Genomic DNA, 16,418 nt, shown 5'->3' with positions numbered 1-16,418 from the left:
ATTTACAGAAAGCTGTACACAACCAAAAGTATATGATAAAATACAGAATGCATATAATGGCTTTGGGCAAATAAATCAACTTCATTATATATGCATGTATGCTTTTTTATTTCTAAAGAAAGAATTTTCATCAAAATTACTATACGTCAATTCTGCTTTTATTTGCAGGTTGGAGGAACAGTCAGACATGACACAGAAAAATATTCTTATTGTTACAGCATCTATTGGTTCAGGTCATAATAAAGCAGCTGCGGCTGTCAACAATGAATTAAAGAATCGCTACCCTTCCGCAAAGATTAATGTTGTTGACTTCATGTCACCTGAAACAGCATATTTAAATGACTTGCTGAAAGAGATTTATCTTAAAATGCTGGATTTTATACCGGCACTTTATGAATTTCTCTACAATTTTACATCAGGCCGTATGAAGGGGTCTTCTATTCAGGTACTGCTGGCTTACTTTATGAAGCACAATATGGCATCAATAATTGAAAAGTATCGTGCAGACATTATAATTTGCACACATCCTTTTCCCTGTGCTGCCGCATCATATTTAAAGAGCAAAAAAAAGACTGATGCCATGCTTTTTACGGTGGTCACTGATTTTTGTCTGCATCAGATATGGATATACAAAAATGTTGACATGTATTTTATCGCACATGAGGGACTTAAGCAGGAATTGCTTGAGCGCGGTATAGGTGCGGAGCGTGTAGCTGTGACCGGAATACCGATAAATAAGGTTTTCAGTGAACAATTTGATAAAAATGCACTGCTCACAAAATTTGAATTAAACAATAACACGCCTATTATATTGATCATGGGTGGCGGTCTTGGGCTCGGCAGTGTAAAATATGCTCTCGAGGCCTTGGAAAATCTGGCAATGCCCATGCAAATCCTTGTGGTGGCGGGTGCCAATATTTCATTATGGTCAGAGGTGAACTGCCATATTGCTCACTCTCGTCATTTGATAAAGGTTTGGGGTTATTCTCACAACATTAATGAATTAATGGCTATTTCTACACTCTTGATAAGCAAACCGGGGGCTTTGACTATCAGCGAAGCAATGGCAAGAGAGCTGCCAATGGTATTGCATGCGCCTATTCCCGGACCTGAATCGGAAAATGCTACTTATCTGGCAGATAACGGCGTAGCCATATGGGTACAGAAAAAAGAGCACATCAGTGAGACCGTCAAAGAAATTCTCACTGATAAGGAAAGGCTTTTATGGATGAAACAAAATGCCAGAAATCTGAAAGAGCCTTACGCTGCCTCAAAAATTGTCGATGCAATGTCTGGGTTTTTGGCTGAGGACTGAAATATTTTGTTTATTAAACATACGGGCAAGAGAGTGTGTGAGTCTGTGAGAAATAATATATAATATCTTTGTTTATTTTCGAGGAAGTGGTCTGTATCAAAAAACGTCGTTTTGATATTTTTGTTATTATTCTTTTTGCAGCTCTGGGGTATTTCATTTATATTGCGGTAAATCAGCAGATATATATAAGTAATATAGAACAAGAACGTGCTGCTATTCAAACGCGTTTTGAGGAAGAGCAGACAAAGAATAAAGAGCTTAGTGAAGAAAAACAAGCATTGCAGGATCCGGCATATATTGAAAAGATTGCCCGTGAAGAATTGGGGATGACAAGAAAAGATGAGATTCCCTATGTCGCATCGGATAAGTGAAGAGAACGGCGTCGCGATCATTCTATCCTGTTTAGCGCAGAAACCCTAAAATAAATTATATCTCAGCCTTATTTGATTTTTATTCCCTTGACACTGTTGATAATCTAAGGGTATAATACCATTAAAATGGCTTAACTTTAAGGAGGATTCAATAATTTTATGTCAATTGAAGTTGGCAATGTACTCGAAGGCACAGTGACGGGAATAACAAATTTTGGCGCATTTGTTGAACTGCCCGGGGGTAAAGTAGGTCTGATTCATATATCTGAGGTTGCCGATGTATATGTTAAGGATGTAAAGGATTTTCTTAAAGAGCGCGATAAGGTAAAAGTTAAAGTTCTTACCATAGACGGCAATAAAATCGGGCTATCTATAAAGCAACTTCAAGAAAAAAAACCTCCGCAGCCTGTAGCACCGAGGGTAAATACAGCTCCGGTAAAATTTGTCCCACGAAAAAATTTTAATACCGATTTTCGCCGGCAGAATAGTATAGGGGCTCCGACCTTTGAAGACAAACTCTCTAAATTCTTAAAAGACAGTGATGAAAAACTTACGGACTTGCGGAAAAAAACTGATTCAAAGCGCGGCGGTCGTGGTTCACGCCATTATGAATAATTTATAATTTTCCAAAAGCACTCTATTAAAGGGGTGCTTTTTGTATGTAGCTGCCTAAAAGCAGGGAGAACAATGTTAACACGTGTTATAGAATTCAATAAAAAATATCATCTTTTTCATGCAGAAGATCGTATACTTCTCGCTTGTTCAGGAGGACCGGATTCTTTATGCATGGTACACCTTTTCATGCGGCTGGCAGAAGAGTACAATTTGCAAATATTTGCAGCGCACGTTGAACATGGAATAAGAGGAAAAGCTTCTGTGGAAGATGCGCAATTTGTTGAAAAATTTTGCTGTATACAGCATGTCCCTTTTTATTCCAAAAGTGTAGATGCCTGTGCATATGCCGACAGACATAAAATATCACTTGAAACCGCTGCACGAGAGCTTCGGTATGATTTTCTTCAGGAGACAGCTGCGCTTCTTGGTTGTTCCGCTATTTCTGTCGCACACCATCGTGGAGATCAAGCGGAAACGGTTCTTATGCATATATTGCGCGGTGCTGGAATTGACGGACTTTCCGGTATTCGTCCCAAAGCGGGTAACATAATACGTCCTCTGCTTGACTGTACACGCGCTGAAATAGAAAACTATTGTGTCAGTTATGATTTACATCCCCGCTATGATGCTACTAATGGAGATATTGCATATACACGCAATCGGATAAGAATAGAATTACTGCCATATCTGAAAAATTATAATTTTAATGTTGAAGCGTCATTATGCCGAACAGCTGATCTTCTCGCAGAGGAAAACGACTTTCTGACAACATACTCACAGATTATTTACAGGAAAATTGCTGTCAGGAGCGGCAATAAATGTATATTTTCCCTAGAAGAGCTTTTGCTTCAGCATGTTGCCATAAAGAGGAAAATCATCCGTCTGGCCATATCAGATTTATGCAATGATCTAAAAGACATAAAAAACATACATATTGATGATATAATAAAATTATCTCTAAAAAATAAAACAGGCTCTGTTATAGATCTGCCTAATTCACTAAAAGCGTCAGTGGAATATGGCAAATTAATTATTTTCCTGGAACAGATTGATACCATGAACAGTGATCTATATGTTTTGCTCCGGATTCCCGGCAATACAGAGATATTTGACAAGGGTATCACTATAAATGCGGAAGTGGTAAATGCATCACAGAAACTTAAAACAAGAAAAGTGTGCTTTATAGACAAAGGTAAACTAGCGGGACGATTGAAAGTGCGTTTGCGGAAAAACGGCGATGTATTTTCTCCTAAAGGATTGAACGGACATAAAAAATTGAAAGATTTATTTATTGATAATAAAATCCCCCGTGCCAGCCGTGATAAAATCCCTGTGCTTTTTGATGATCGTGGTATTGTCTGGGTTGCAGGAATTCAACAGGACAGCCGCTGTGTCCCAACCGAAAAGACAACAGTTTTCATCAGGCTCTCATTGTTAGATGATAACAGTATATTGAATTTTAATAATTGAGTTTTTCAGCAGCATTATTATCCAACGGTGTAAAATCTGAATAACGTTTGAAAGGTATCATTATTTAGAGCAGCCGGATTATCGGATAAAACAATAAACGTTCCAAAATGAAAGGCGGCTCTTTTTATGCATAAGGATTTAGAAAGAATTTTATTTACTGAGGAACAGATTCGCGAGCGTGTAGTTGCATTAGGAAAACAAATAACAGCTGATTATGACGGCAAAGAAATAGTGGCTGTTGGAATATTGAAAGGCGCTATAGTGTTTTTTGCTGATCTTGTGCGTGAAATAAAACTTCCTGTGAAATTTGACTTCATGGCAGCATCCAGCTATGGTGCCAGCACAAAAACCAGCGGAACAGTGAGAATATTGAAGGATATTGATACAGATATAGAGAATAAACATGTAATAATAGTTGAGGATATAATAGATTCTGGGCTTACGTTAAAGTATCTGAAGGAAAATTTTGAACATAGGAAAGCTGCAAGTGTGAAGCTGTGTGCAATGCTGAATAAACCGGAAGGCAGACGGACTGATATTAAAGGCGATTATATAGGTTTTGATGTTCCTGATGAATTTATTGTCGGCTATGGACTGGATTATGCTAGTACATATCGCAATATTCCTTACATAGGTATTTTGAAAAAGTCAGTGTATGCCTGAGCCTGGCAATTGAGAATTTCCATATTTGATGATATAATGTTGTCTCATAGGCTTTACATAATATGGCACTACAATAAGGAGGATTAAATATTGAATAAATTTCTACGAAATGCCGGCTTTTATGTATTAATCATACTGATAGCAGTTTCGTTGATAGATCATTTTTATAATAACTCATCTAAAAAACCAGAGATTAACTATACTGCGTTTTTGCAACAGGTAGATGCGAAGAATATTTCAAAGGTAACTATCATTGACAATACTATAAGCGGCACATTATCTGATGGAACAGAATTTACGACCATTGCTCCTACTTATCCAAATAACGACACCTCACTGTTGTCAAAACTGCAAACTAATGGTGTGGAAATAAAGGCAGAAAATCCTCCAGACCCACCTCTGTGGACAAGTATCTTTACTTCTATTCTGCCGATTATTCTGCTTATTGGTGTTTGGTTTTTTATTATGCAGCAGACTCAAGGCGGCGGCAATCGTGTTATGTCTTTCGGTAAAAGCCGTGCAAAAATGAATACTAATAAGGTTAAGGTTACCTTTGAAGATGTGGCCGGAGCCGATGAAGCCAAACAGGAATTGGAAGAAGTTGTCGAATTCCTTAAACATCCTAAGAAATTTAATGACTTGGGTGCTCGTATCCCTAAGGGGGTTTTGCTCTTTGGCCCTCCCGGCACGGGCAAAACTCTTTTGGCTAAAGCTGTAGCTGGGGAAGCAGGTGTTCCTTTTTTCACAATAAGCGGTTCTGATTTTGTGGAAATGTTTGTGGGAGTGGGTGCTTCGCGCGTCCGTGATCTGTTTGATCAGGCAAAGAAAAATGCACCATGCATAGTATTTATTGATGAAATAGATGCTGTTGGCAGGCAGCGTGGTGCAGGACTTGGCGGCGGACACGATGAACGTGAACAAACACTTAATCAGTTGCTTGTAGAAATGGATGGTTTTGCTGCCAATGAAGGAATAATTATCATAGCCGCTACCAATCGTCCTGATATCCTAGATCCGGCGCTTTTGCGTCCCGGTCGTTTTGACAGGCAGATCGTAGTTGACCGCCCCGATATTAAGGGAAGGACAGCTATATTGAATGTACATGCTAAAAATAAGCCCATTGATAAGTCTGTTGATTTGGGGATATTGGCAAGACAGACTCCCGGATTCACCGGTGCTGATTTGAGCAATCTGATAAATGAGGGGGCTTTGTTGTCTGCACGGCGTGATAAGAAAACCATTGGAATGACGGAGCTTGAAGAATCTATTGAACGTGTAATGGTCGGACCGGAAAGAAAATCAAAAGTCATCAGTGATAAAGATAAACGTTTGACAGCTTATCATGAGGGCGGACACGCTCTGGCCGGGCTGCTGCTAAAAAATGCAGATCCTGTTCATAAGGTGACGATTATACCGCGTGGCCGTGCGGGGGGATATACGCTTAGCCTTCCTAAAGAAGATCGCTCCTATCACACACGCAGCGAATTGATTGATCAATTAAAGGTCACACTCGGCGGACGTGTTGCTGAAGAGGTTATTTTAAAAGAAATCAGCACAGGTGCTCAAAATGATATTAAGCAGGCTTCACGTATTGTTCGTGACATGATTATGCAATATGGTATGAGTGATGTGTTAGGGCCTATTTCCTTTGGCGAGGGCAATGATCATCAGGTATTCCTCGGCCGGGATCTCAATAATCAAAGAAATTACAGCGAAGAAGTGGCCTGTGAGATAGATAAGGAAGTACGCCGTTATATTGAAGAGGCATATGAAGAATGTCGTACACTTATTATTGAAAATATTGATAGACTTCATTTATTGGCTGCAAAACTTATCGAACATGAAACGTTGACTGCATCACAGTTAAAGGAACTTATGGAGAAGGGCGGTCTCAGCGAAGATAATGATAGCAGCGATGGTGATAATAACAATCCATCATCTGCCGGAGAAACTACCGATGAACAGACAGCTTCTTCTGAATCAACAGTAGGAACCCATGATAAAACAGATGATACTGCTACTGAAGAAAGTCCGGTAAATCCGAAACCAAAGTTTGATTATAATTTGACATCTAACGGAAAGTAGCATATTCTCATAAAGATGCTGATAAAGGGGTCTGTCACTTGGAAAAGTATTTTTCAAGCTGGCAGGCTTTTTTATTTTATATGAAAAATGTTCTATAAAAGATAAATTATAAGTAAAATGTAAAAATAAAAGGTCTTCCGTAAAAACGGAAGACCTTTTATAAATATCATATAGAGAATTATTGACTATTGGATAGTAAAGCAATTCTGCTATAAATCATTTAAACTAATTAACCCTTGAAAAATTTTTCTGCTATCTGCGGATTGAGATTATAAAGCAATACATCTTCATCGCTTGCATTAGCACGTCCAAGTTCAGCAAGTTTTTTTATGGTACGTTTCTTGAAGAATTCTTCCGCAACCTGAGGGAATAAAGCATAAGATAAAATATCTTCTTCGCTAGCGTTAGGATAACCTATTCCTGCAAGTTCTGCTTTAAATTTATCCATACCCGGTTCGAGCTGATCTGCAGGGCGACCGGTGATAAGATCTTCTTTCTTTATGCCTATCTTGTCAAGCATTTCCTGGCTGACAGGTGCAGGTGTACGTCCAAATTTGCCGCGGGCGAGATCTTTGAATTCTTTAGGGACCATTTTGTAACGTTCTCCCGTCATAACATTCATCGTAGCCATAGTACCAACTATTTGGCTGGATGGAGTTACGAGAGGCGGATAACCGACATCAGCACGAACTCTAGGCATTTCGTCAAGCAAATCCTGGTATTTATCTTCCATTCCTTGTTCTTTCAGCTGATTAACAAGATTAGAAAGCATTCCGCCCGGAATCTGGAAATCAAGAACATTAGGATTGACATCAAAATATCCTTTAAGACCAAATTCGTCAATAATTTCCTTTTTAACGCCAAGAAAATGTTTAGCAATAGGTGTCATTGCCTTGCGGTCAAGTCCAGTGTTATACTCAGTGTCTTCAAGAGTGGCTACCATGGTTTCAGTACAAGGCTGAGATGTATCCATGGAGAAAGGCGACAGTGCACAGTCAACAACATCAACTCCAGCTTCGATTGCTTTTAAATATGTCATAAAGCCAAAACCACTGGTACAATGTGTATGAAGTTGAATAGGAAGCTTGGTTGCCGCTTTGAGTTCTTTTACAAGTTCAGAAGCTGTATAGGGTTTCAGCAGACCTGACATATCCTTGATGCAAATAGAATCTACACCCATTTTATCAAGTTCTACAGCAAGATTTGCAAATTCTTTGGTAGTGTGCGGGCCACCGATGGTATATACCAAACAGCCCTGCACTTCGACAGAATGTTTTACTTCACTTTTTGCTTTTTTAGCTGCATCAATAGCAGTCTTGAGATTACGCGTATCATTGAGTGCATCAAAAATACGGAAAACGCCTATACCGTGCTGAGCCGCTTTTTTTACAAAAGCACGTACAACATCGTCGGGATAATGATTATAGCCTAAAAGATTCTGACCACGCAGCAACATTTGGATCGGTGTTTTAAGATGAGCTTTCAGCGTATCAAGACGTTCCCACGGATCTTCACCAAGAAAACGGAGACAGCTGTCAAATGTAGCTCCTCCCCATGCTTCAAGAGATTTGTAACCAATCGCATCAAGAGCTTCCAATTGGGGAAGCATCTGAGAAAGACGCATACGAGTAGCTAAAAGAGACTGATGTCCATCGCGCAATACTGTTTCAGTAATTTTAACTTTTTTTGCCATAATTAATAAAACAACTCCTTTTATGATATGCAATTAAAAGTGTGATAAGCATTGTTATTTATCCGCAAAAACATTGCCTTCGTTATGAGCGAAAGCTTTCATTTAATCAGAAATCCGATCAGATGTCAAGACATAAAAATGCCAGCATCAAAAAGCTGCTGCATGATATTATTTATTTGAAAAATAACCGACATCAAAAACAACGATCGAATAGAATAATTTTTACGAATTAATCTAAATATAGTATAGATTTTATTATTTGTCTTGTCAATTGGTTAATGTGATTTTTTTAACAATATTTATCGATACAATAAATACTATTTATTGTATCGAGTTGTGCAATAATTACGAGCAATAATATTATGGTTTATTTTTCAATGTAGAGCGTATTATCGCTTCGGCAACATCCTTGATTGTTCTGCGTTTTGCCATACTGTATTGTTGAATGCGGCGATAAGCTTCTGATTCACTTAAGCTGTATGCATCCATCAAAATTCCCTTTGCCCGATCCAGTAATTTACGCATTTCCAGAGAGTTTTTTGCGTCATTCAATTCAAGTTCAAGCTGTTGTATTTCCCGGAAGCGTGTTAAAGCAATTTCCATGGCTGGAAAAAGATTATCTTCGCGTACCGGTTTTACAAGATAAGCAAGAACACCGGAATGTTTTGCTTTTTCTACAATATCAGCCTGGCTGAATGCGGTGAGCAGAAGTACAGGTGCGATTTTTTCATCATCAATTATTTTGGCGGCTGCTATTCCATCCATTTCCGGCATTTTTATATCCATAATAACAAGATCAGGATGGTATTTTCTAGCCAATTCTACAGCTTTTTTACCATTTATAGCCTCACCCACTACATCATGACCTGCTTCTTCCAGTATTTCCTTGAGGTCCATTCTTATAATCGACTCATTGTCTGCTATGACTATTTTTAACTTATCCATCTAATCATTCACCCCTAATATCCCGCGGAATAGTTATTCTGGCATGCGTGCCGTTATTATTGTACAATTCAAATTTTCCGTCCATATCATCTTCTATCAAAGTTCGTACTATTTGAAGACCAAGCGAACGGGACTGCCGCTTTTCAAAACCTATTGGTAAACCGGGTCCGTCATCATATAGGTCTAATATATATTTTTCTCTGGTTTTGGTTATTGTAAGACCTATGGTTCCCGAAGCGGTATTTTCAAAAGCATGCTCAAGTGAATTCAATATAAGTTCATTTACAATAAGCGCCAAATTGCTGGCTTGCTGCGAAGGCAGGATCACAGTGCCGCCGGAAAATTTTGTTGTCAGCTTAAAGTCGGGAGGCAGCATATTCTGGGAAATAAGGTTTAATATATTTCTTGTTACTTTAGTTACGTCAATAATTTCTTCTTGCTGCTGCGATAAAAATTCGTGTACAACTGATATGCTGAGAATTCTGTTGACACTTTCTTTAAGAGCTGCTTTTACTTCTTGTGATTGGCTGCGGCGTGCCTGTAAACGCAGCAGACTTGCTATTGTTTGCAGATTATTTTTTACTCTGTGATGAATTTCTTGTATAACAGCTGATTTTATCAAAAGTTCTTTATCCTTTTTTCTGACTTCAGTAACATCAGATACGATAATTATCCTGTATAAGAGACTACCTCCTACTTTTATAGGAATGTCTCGTCTGACTATAGTGATACTGTCAGCGGTCAATTCTTTTTCGTAAGGTTTATCAATAGAAATGGTTTCTTTTGTTATTCGCCGCGACAACTGGTGATCAAATAGGTGATAGCCTATCAGATTTATAACACCTAAAATATTATAAATACGCATGGCCGCGGTATTGGCAAATACGATGCGGTTGTTCTTGTCAGCGATTATTATTCCATCACTGGATGTCAATGCTCTGAACATGTATGCATCAAGATTTTTGTGGGAGTATGTGAGCAGAGAACAGGCTGTTCGATAAAGATATGAATATCCCTCTACTTTTGACACACCCGGCTGCATTTCAAAGCTTGCCACAGCAACAATACCGGAAGAATCAAAAATTGCCTCTGTGTGCATTTCTATGAATTTCCCCCAGCTCCATTCCCGTTTGCCGCTCATGCTTTTTCCTGTTTCAATGGTATATTTTATGAGCGGCTCTTCTTGAATTTTTCTCAGGCGGCCCGCTTTACTGTGCTTGAAAGGTGTATATGCCGTGTGGGGCTTGATATGATCTATTATTAAAAATTCAGTTTTCTGTTTTGCATAGACATATAAACCGATATTTGCCATAACTAAATCGGCTGTAAACGGCAATGCCATTTTGATGCGCTGCAGTAGATTTATCTGCATAGCGGTAAGGTTAGTATTAGTGCGGCAAAGTTCAAGTAAATTATTGTCTGTCATATTTTGAATTTCAGCTCCAAACAAGGATCCCTTTATCCGGGGAACAGCTCATTTTTAAAGTCATGTTATTTTTAACATTATAGCAAATAAATCATCTGCATAGCAAATAAAAAAAGAGGAAACCCGAAGTTTCCCCTGCCTAAGAAAAATACATTATATTACTCTGCGAGCTCCAATATATGTAGAGCTCCAATAGCCGCTATTCAACGAATCAATGGTGACACCACGACTAGTCGAGGCATCAATAAATTTACCGTCACCCATATAAACTCCTACATGAGAGGCACCATACGTATAAGTTGAAAAGAATACCAAATCACCCGGTATCAAATCGTCATATGCGACAGGTGTTCCTAATTCATATTGTGCATCAGCCGTGCGCGGCAGCGAAATGCCCGCGTTGGCAAATACGTAACGAGTAAATCCCGAGCAGTCAAATCCACCCGGTGTGGTACCGCCAAATACATACGGAACACCTATGTATTGAAGCGATGTTTGAATTATTCTCCGAGCGTAATAATTCGAGCCGCGGCTTACCTGAGGCATAGCTCTGCCCATAAGTGCCTGATAGGTCTGCGGTCCTACCAATCCGTCTGCACTAATTCCCGCTGAAGCCTGAAATTCTTTCACAGCTTCCTGTGTTGCCGGACCGAAGTCCCCGTCAGCAGCAACATCATAACCTAAGTTTGCAAGTTCCCCTTGAATCTCCGCTACCTGTGTACCTTGATCACCCGCACGAAAAGCATCCGCGCTGGCAACTGAAAACCAGCACATAAATAACGCCGATAACGCAATCAATCGCAATATCTTACTCAAAAGGCCACTCCTCTCTTTGTTTTTTTTATTACCTGCGAGGTTAGCTGTCGGATTAGGGACAGAAGAAGAAACCGGCCCTTGTAAAAAACAACATTCACCCCAAAATTGGTTCCCCCGCTCCTGAGCTGGATTCGGTTTTTAATTTACTCATGTTGTATATTTTACTAGTATTTGTAAAAAAAAGCAAGCTGGAATTTATGCATTTATCTGATAATTTGTTTTTCATTCAAGTCTTTACCTTGATATCAAAGGTGAATATTTATATGAAAAAATATTTTTAAATTTGAGGATAGCTCAAAAATAAAAAAAGATCATGTTTGAATTTAAAACAATTTTGTGATATTATAGCAAGCATAATATTAATAAAGGCTTTGAAGGAGACGGGCGGAATATAGACAGCTGCAGCGAGCCGATGACAGTGTGAGATCGGTGCCGATATATATTTTTGCAGATCACTCCTGAGCCGCTGGCTGAAAATTTTCTTCAATAAAAGGCCGCTTATGCGGCACTTGGTTGTGGTAATTATTAGGCTTATGCCGGGTCCTGCCGTTAAAAGGGTTGCATATGTTGGTATGTGAAATAGGTGGTATGATGATCAGTCCGGCCTTCATCCTGTTTTAGGGTGAGGGCTTTTTTTGTATCAAATAGCAGCAATCCGGCGAAATATTACTTTTACTTTGGAGGAATTATCGTATGTATGAAAAAGTGGAAACAAGTTTGAACTTTACGCAGCGAGAAAAGAATATTGAAAAATTTTGGCAGGAAAACAATATTTTTCAAAAAAGTATAGACCAGCGCGAAAAAAATAATATGTTCACTTTCTATGATGGACCGCCTACGGCTAACGGCAAACCGCATATAGGTCATGTTTTGACCCGTGTTATCAAAGATATGATACCTCGTTTTCAAGCAATGAAAGGATATCAAACCGTTCGCAAGGCAGGCTGGGATACTCACGGTCTGCCGGTGGAATTGGAAGTGGAAAAACTGTTGGGTCTTGACGGCAAGGAGCAGATCGAAAAATATGGTATAGAGCCATTTGTAAAGAAATGCAAAGAAAGTGTATGGAAATATAAGGGGATGTGGGAGGAATTTTCACGAACTGTCGGTTATTGGGCAGATATGGATGATCCCTATGTTACCTATGACAACAAATATATTGAATCTGTATGGTGGGCATTGAAAACCATCTGGGAAAAAGACCTATTATATCAGGGGCATAAGATTGTTCCCTATTGTCCACGATGCGGAACACCACTTTCTTCACATGAAGTGGCACAGGGTTATAAGGATGTAAAAGAACGTTCAGCAATAGTTCGATTCAAAGTCAAGGGAGAGAACGCTTATTTTCTCGCATGGACCACAACACCATGGACGCTGCCTTCAAATCTGGCTTTATGCGTAAATCCGGAAGTAATGTATGTAAAAGCCAAAAGTGGTGATTACACATATTATTTGGCTGAAACACTTGCATCTAAGGTCCTCGGCGAAGATTTTTCTGTTCTTGAAAAACTTCCCGGTAAAGAACTGGAATACAAGGAATATGAACCGCTGTATCCATTTGCCATTGGGAAGATAAAGAAAAAATCATTCTATGTTACATGTGATGATTATGTGACCACAGCAGATGGCACAGGTATTGTTCATATGGCGCCGGCATTTGGTGAAGACGATTCCCGCGTCTGCCGCAAATATGATATTGGCTTTGTACAGTTCGTTGATGCAAAGGGTTGTCTGACAGAGGAAACCGATTGGGCGGGTGTTTTTGTCAAAAAAGCGGATCCTCTTATTTTGAAGGATCTTGCTGAAAAAGGACTTCTTTTTGATGCACCAAATTTTGAGCATAGTTATCCTCATTGCTGGCGCTGTGATACACCGCTGATTTATTATGCGCGCGAATCATGGTTCATAAGAATGACAGCTGTGCGTGAAAAGTTGATAAGGAATAACGACAAAGTCAACTGGATACCGCCGACTATCGGAAAAGGCCGGTTTGGTGATTGGATCGAGCATGTTCAGGATTGGGGCATCAGTCGTAATCGTTATTGGGGGACACCTCTTAATATTTGGGAATGTGAATGCGGTCATCAACATTCAATCGGTTCAATAGATGAGTTGAAAGCTATGTCTGATAATTGTCCTGACAATATAGAACTGCATCGTCCGTTTCTTGACACAGTTACCATAAAATGTCCTAAGTGCGGAGGGAAAATGCATCGTGTGCCAGAAGTAATAGACTGTTGGTTTGACTCTGGAGCAATGCCGTTTGCCCAGTGGCATTACCCGTTTGAAAATAAGGAACTGTTTGAAAAAACATTTCCGGCTGATTTTATTTCTGAAGCGGTGGATCAGACTCGCGGCTGGTTTTATTCTTTGATTGCTATATCTACATTGCTTTTTGATAAACCGGCATATAAAAATGTAATTGTTCTCGGTCATGTTCAGGACAAGAATGGCCAAAAAATGAGCAAGTCAAAAGGCAATGCCGTAGAACCGATGGAAGCTTTGCAGAAGCATGGGGCAGATGCTATCCGCTGGTATTTTTATGAAAACAGCGCACCGTGGCTGCCAAATCGCTTTCATGATGATGCCGTTCAGGAAGGACAGCGGAAATTCCTGGGAACATTATGGAATACGTATGCGTTTTATATTCTTTATGCTAATATTGATAAATTTAATCCTTCAAAATATGAACTGGACTATGAAAACCTGCCGGTGATGGACAAGTGGCTGCTTTCACGTCTTAATAGTCTGATAAAATCCGTTGATGCAAATTTATCGGCTTATCGTGTAACGGAGACAGCCAAATCACTGCAGGATTTTGTGGATGAATTATCCAACTGGTATGTTCGCCGCAGCCGTGAACGCTTCTGGGGCAAGGATATGACCGAAGATAAAATTAATGCCTATATGACGCTTTATATGGCTTTGTCTACATTTATAAAACTTGCGGCGCCAATGATTCCTTTTATAACGGATACTATTTATCAAAATTTAGTGAGAAACTCTTATACAGATGCTAATGAAAGTGTCCATCTATGCGATTTTCCTACTGCCAATGAAGCATATATAGATGAAGAGTTAGAAAAAAATATGCAGCTTGTGCTGGAAATTGTTTCTTTGGGACGCGCTGCACGCAACACGGCAAATATAAAAAATCGTCAGCCTATAGGGCAGATGTTTGTAAAAGCTCCTTTTGTGCTGGATGCTTTCTATAAAGCTATTGTTGCTGATGAGCTTAACATAAAAAATGTAGATTTTAAAGATGATATGGAAAAATATTTGGCATATAGCTTTAAACCTCAGTTTAAAATTCTTGGACCAAAAGCCGGTAGACAGATTAATGAAATAAAAAAAGTCCTTGCATCGCTTAATGGACATGCGGCAAAAGAAGAACTGGATAAAAATGGCAGCCTGAAAATATCATTGTCTGGTGGAGCTTTCACTCTTGTTCGTGAGGATGTTGAAATTTCTGTGACACAGACTGAGGGATTCGCAACTGAAACTTATAATAAGGTTGTGGTTGCCATTGAAACGACACTCACTCCTGAGCTGATTGAAGAAGGCTTTGTGCGTGAAATAATCAGCAAAATACAGACTATGCGCAAGGAAAACGGTTTTGAAGTCACAGATAGAATAAAAGTTTGTGTGGACGGCAATGAAAAAATTGCTTCCATTCTTAAAAGAAATTGTACTGATATACAAAAAATAGTCTTGGCTGATTCCATTGAATCAGGTAAATTGGAAGGATTTTCTAAAGAATGGAATATAAATGGTGAAAAGGTTATTTTGTATGTGAAATAAAAACAGTGCTGCCTGTTAAATGACGGGCAGCACTGTTTTTATTTAGGAATGAGCATTGAAATATATAGTGATGTTACTCAAAATAATTAATTCAAAGCGGCAAATAATTACTTAGAAAAAATAAATAAATGCTTGCAAAAAGTCAAAAAGTCAAATATAATATACTATAATATAAGTAAGATTTGAAGGTGAGTGATTATGAGTAATATAGCGGATCTTATTGAACACTATATATTGCAGCGTTTAGCTGCACAACAGAATAGCAATGTAATATTGAAACGTGCTGATATTGCTGGTGTTATAGAATGTGCCCCTTCACAGATAAGCTACGTTTTGAATACACGCTTTACTTCTGATAAGGGGTTTGTGGTGGAATCGCGCAGAGGCCTCGGCGGATTTATAAGAATAACGCGGGTACCGCTGCAAGAGCTGGTTTATAATGATCTGATCGACAAAATAAATGGAGAAACTACTATAAAAGACCTCCATAATATGATAGATTATATGTTAAGGCATGATCTGCTAAAAAACAGAGAGGCTGCATTGATTTATCAAGCATTCAATAATATTTACGATAAACTTTCGTCATCAGACAGGGTAAAGTTTCTCCGTTCCTTATTTATAACTTTGGCTGATTTTGCAGAGGAGGAATAAAAAATGTTATGTGATAACTGCAAGAAAAATGATGCTTGTATGCATATTACTCAGATAAATGGCAATAATAAAATTGACCGTTATCTTTGTGAGGAATGTGCTGCTAAATATGGTGACTTTATAATGCAGGAGCATTCTGAGAACCAGCCGGAAATATTCTCTGTCAATGATTTCCTTTCTGGAATTTTTAATAATTCTCCTAATGATCAGCAGACCACGCCGGCTAATGCACCTCCGGCGGGAGAAGAATATGCCTGTCCTTCCTGCGGTATGACATATATGGATTTTACACGATCGGGGAAAATAGGCTGCGGCACGTGTTATAATACATTCAGAAACAGACTTGAACCTTTGCTTAGACGTATCCACGGTTCAAGTAAACATACAGGAAAAATTCCTCATCGTGCAGGAAAAACATTAAATATACAGCAGGAACTTGCTTTACTTCGTAAGCAGATAGAAACATATGTGGACAGCGAAGAATATGAAAAGGCTGCTCAGGTGCGTGACTGTATTCGAAGGCTTGAAAAAGAATTGAATCTGAATGAAGGGAGGTCTTAG

General features: G+C 39.0%; 13 protein-coding genes and 1 riboswitch. Of the genes, 9 read left to right on the top strand and 4 right to left on the bottom strand.

Going from position 1 to position 16,418, the window contains the following annotated elements:
• Nucleotides 1–187: 187 nt before the first annotated feature.
• From NXG61_RS12410 to ftsH, 6 genes are all read left to right on the top strand, one after another.
• Nucleotides 188–1,315, top strand: coding sequence for an MGDG synthase family glycosyltransferase (locus tag NXG61_RS12410; protein WP_196604968.1), 1,128 nt, complete (start codon nt 188–190; stop codon nt 1,313–1,315).
• Between the two features lie 68 nt (nt 1,316–1,383).
• Nucleotides 1,384–1,686 (top strand): FtsB family cell division protein, encoded by a 303-nt coding sequence (locus tag NXG61_RS12405; RefSeq protein WP_231038607.1) that lies wholly within the window; start codon nt 1,384–1,386, stop codon nt 1,684–1,686.
• A gap of 159 nt (nt 1,687–1,845) precedes the next feature.
• Nucleotides 1,846–2,301 carry a S1 RNA-binding domain-containing protein gene (locus tag NXG61_RS12400; RefSeq protein WP_196604967.1) on the top strand — a complete coding sequence of 152 codons (456 nt, stop codon included), beginning with the start codon at nt 1,846–1,848 and terminating at the stop codon, nt 2,299–2,301.
• Nucleotides 2,302–2,373: 72 nt separating this feature from the next.
• Nucleotides 2,374–3,771: a tRNA lysidine(34) synthetase TilS gene (gene tilS, locus NXG61_RS12395; protein WP_307222680.1), complete on the top strand. Its 1,398-nt coding sequence runs from the start codon at nt 2,374–2,376 to the stop codon at nt 3,769–3,771.
• A gap of 126 nt (nt 3,772–3,897) precedes the next feature.
• Nucleotides 3,898–4,434 carry a hypoxanthine phosphoribosyltransferase gene (gene hpt / locus NXG61_RS12390; RefSeq protein WP_196604965.1) on the top strand — a complete coding sequence of 179 codons (537 nt, stop codon included), beginning with the start codon at nt 3,898–3,900 and terminating at the stop codon, nt 4,432–4,434.
• Between the two features lie 90 nt (nt 4,435–4,524).
• On the top strand, nt 4,525–6,519 hold the full coding sequence (gene ftsH, locus NXG61_RS12385) for an ATP-dependent zinc metalloprotease FtsH (RefSeq protein WP_196604964.1): 1,995 nt from the start codon (nt 4,525–4,527) through the stop codon (nt 6,517–6,519).
• 229 nt (nt 6,520–6,748) lie between these two features.
• Here ftsH and NXG61_RS12380 read toward each other — a convergent pair whose 3' ends face one another.
• From NXG61_RS12380 to NXG61_RS12365, 4 genes are all read right to left on the bottom strand, one after another.
• Nucleotides 6,749–8,212 (bottom strand): pyruvate carboxylase subunit B, encoded by a 1,464-nt coding sequence (locus NXG61_RS12380; protein WP_196604962.1) that lies wholly within the window; start codon nt 8,210–8,212, stop codon nt 6,749–6,751.
• A 360-nt stretch (nt 8,213–8,572) separates the two neighbouring features.
• Nucleotides 8,573–9,157: an ANTAR domain-containing response regulator gene (locus tag NXG61_RS12375; RefSeq protein ID WP_196604961.1), complete on the bottom strand. Its 585-nt coding sequence runs from the start codon at nt 9,155–9,157 to the stop codon at nt 8,573–8,575.
• A gap of 4 nt (nt 9,158–9,161) precedes the next feature.
• Nucleotides 9,162–10,583 (bottom strand): histidine kinase N-terminal domain-containing protein, encoded by a 1,422-nt coding sequence (locus NXG61_RS12370; RefSeq protein WP_196604960.1) that lies wholly within the window; start codon nt 10,581–10,583, stop codon nt 9,162–9,164.
• 153 nt (nt 10,584–10,736) lie between these two features.
• On the bottom strand, nt 10,737–11,357 hold the full coding sequence (locus NXG61_RS12365) for a C40 family peptidase (protein WP_370871617.1): 621 nt from the start codon (nt 11,355–11,357) through the stop codon (nt 10,737–10,739).
• 56 nt (nt 11,358–11,413) lie between these two features.
• Nucleotides 11,414–11,546: riboswitch (cyclic di-AMP (ydaO/yuaA leader) on the bottom strand.
• A gap of 546 nt (nt 11,547–12,092) precedes the next feature.
• Between NXG61_RS12365 and ileS the strand changes: the two genes are divergently transcribed.
• From ileS to NXG61_RS12350, 3 genes are all read left to right on the top strand, one after another.
• On the top strand, nt 12,093–15,203 hold the full coding sequence (gene ileS, locus NXG61_RS12360; RefSeq protein WP_196604958.1) for an isoleucine--tRNA ligase: 3,111 nt from the start codon (nt 12,093–12,095) through the stop codon (nt 15,201–15,203).
• Between the two features lie 198 nt (nt 15,204–15,401).
• Nucleotides 15,402–15,857 carry a CtsR family transcriptional regulator gene (locus NXG61_RS12355; protein WP_196604957.1) on the top strand — a complete coding sequence of 152 codons (456 nt, stop codon included), beginning with the start codon at nt 15,402–15,404 and terminating at the stop codon, nt 15,855–15,857.
• 3 nt (nt 15,858–15,860) lie between these two features.
• Entirely contained in the window at nt 15,861–16,418 is a 558-nt protein-coding gene (locus NXG61_RS12350) for a UvrB/UvrC motif-containing protein (protein WP_196604956.1), read from the top strand.

The organism is Pectinatus haikarae, from assembly GCF_050916305.1.
Lineage (GTDB): Bacteria > Bacillota > Negativicutes > Selenomonadales > Selenomonadaceae > Pectinatus > Pectinatus haikarae.
The sequence above is the reverse complement of the archived record's forward strand: the minus strand, read 5'-3'. Positions and strand labels throughout refer to the sequence as shown.

Excerpts from the sequence above, each read along its gene's own strand:
- NXG61_RS12410 (WP_196604968.1), top strand. The coding sequence starts at position 188 with ATGACACAGAAAAATATTCTTATTGTTACAGCATCTATTGGTTCAGGT.
- NXG61_RS12400 (WP_196604967.1), top strand. The coding sequence starts at position 1,846 with ATGTCAATTGAAGTTGGCAATGTACTCGAAGGCACAGTGACGGGAATA.
- tilS (WP_307222680.1), top strand. The coding sequence starts at position 2,374 with ATGTTAACACGTGTTATAGAATTCAATAAAAAATATCATCTTTTTCAT.
- hpt (WP_196604965.1), top strand. The coding sequence starts at position 3,898 with ATGCATAAGGATTTAGAAAGAATTTTATTTACTGAGGAACAGATTCGC.
- NXG61_RS12380 (WP_196604962.1), bottom strand. The coding sequence starts at position 8,212 with ATGGCAAAAAAAGTTAAAATTACTGAAACAGTATTGCGCGATGGACAT.
- NXG61_RS12375 (WP_196604961.1), bottom strand. The coding sequence starts at position 9,157 with ATGGATAAGTTAAAAATAGTCATAGCAGACAATGAGTCGATTATAAGA.
- NXG61_RS12370 (WP_196604960.1), bottom strand. The coding sequence starts at position 10,583 with ATGACAGACAATAATTTACTTGAACTTTGCCGCACTAATACTAACCTT.
- NXG61_RS12365 (WP_370871617.1), bottom strand. The coding sequence starts at position 11,357 with ATGTGCTGGTTTTCAGTTGCCAGCGCGGATGCTTTTCGTGCGGGTGAT.
- ileS (WP_196604958.1), top strand. The coding sequence starts at position 12,093 with ATGTATGAAAAAGTGGAAACAAGTTTGAACTTTACGCAGCGAGAAAAG.
- NXG61_RS12355 (WP_196604957.1), top strand. The coding sequence starts at position 15,402 with ATGAGTAATATAGCGGATCTTATTGAACACTATATATTGCAGCGTTTA.
- NXG61_RS12350 (WP_196604956.1), top strand. The coding sequence starts at position 15,861 with ATGTTATGTGATAACTGCAAGAAAAATGATGCTTGTATGCATATTACT.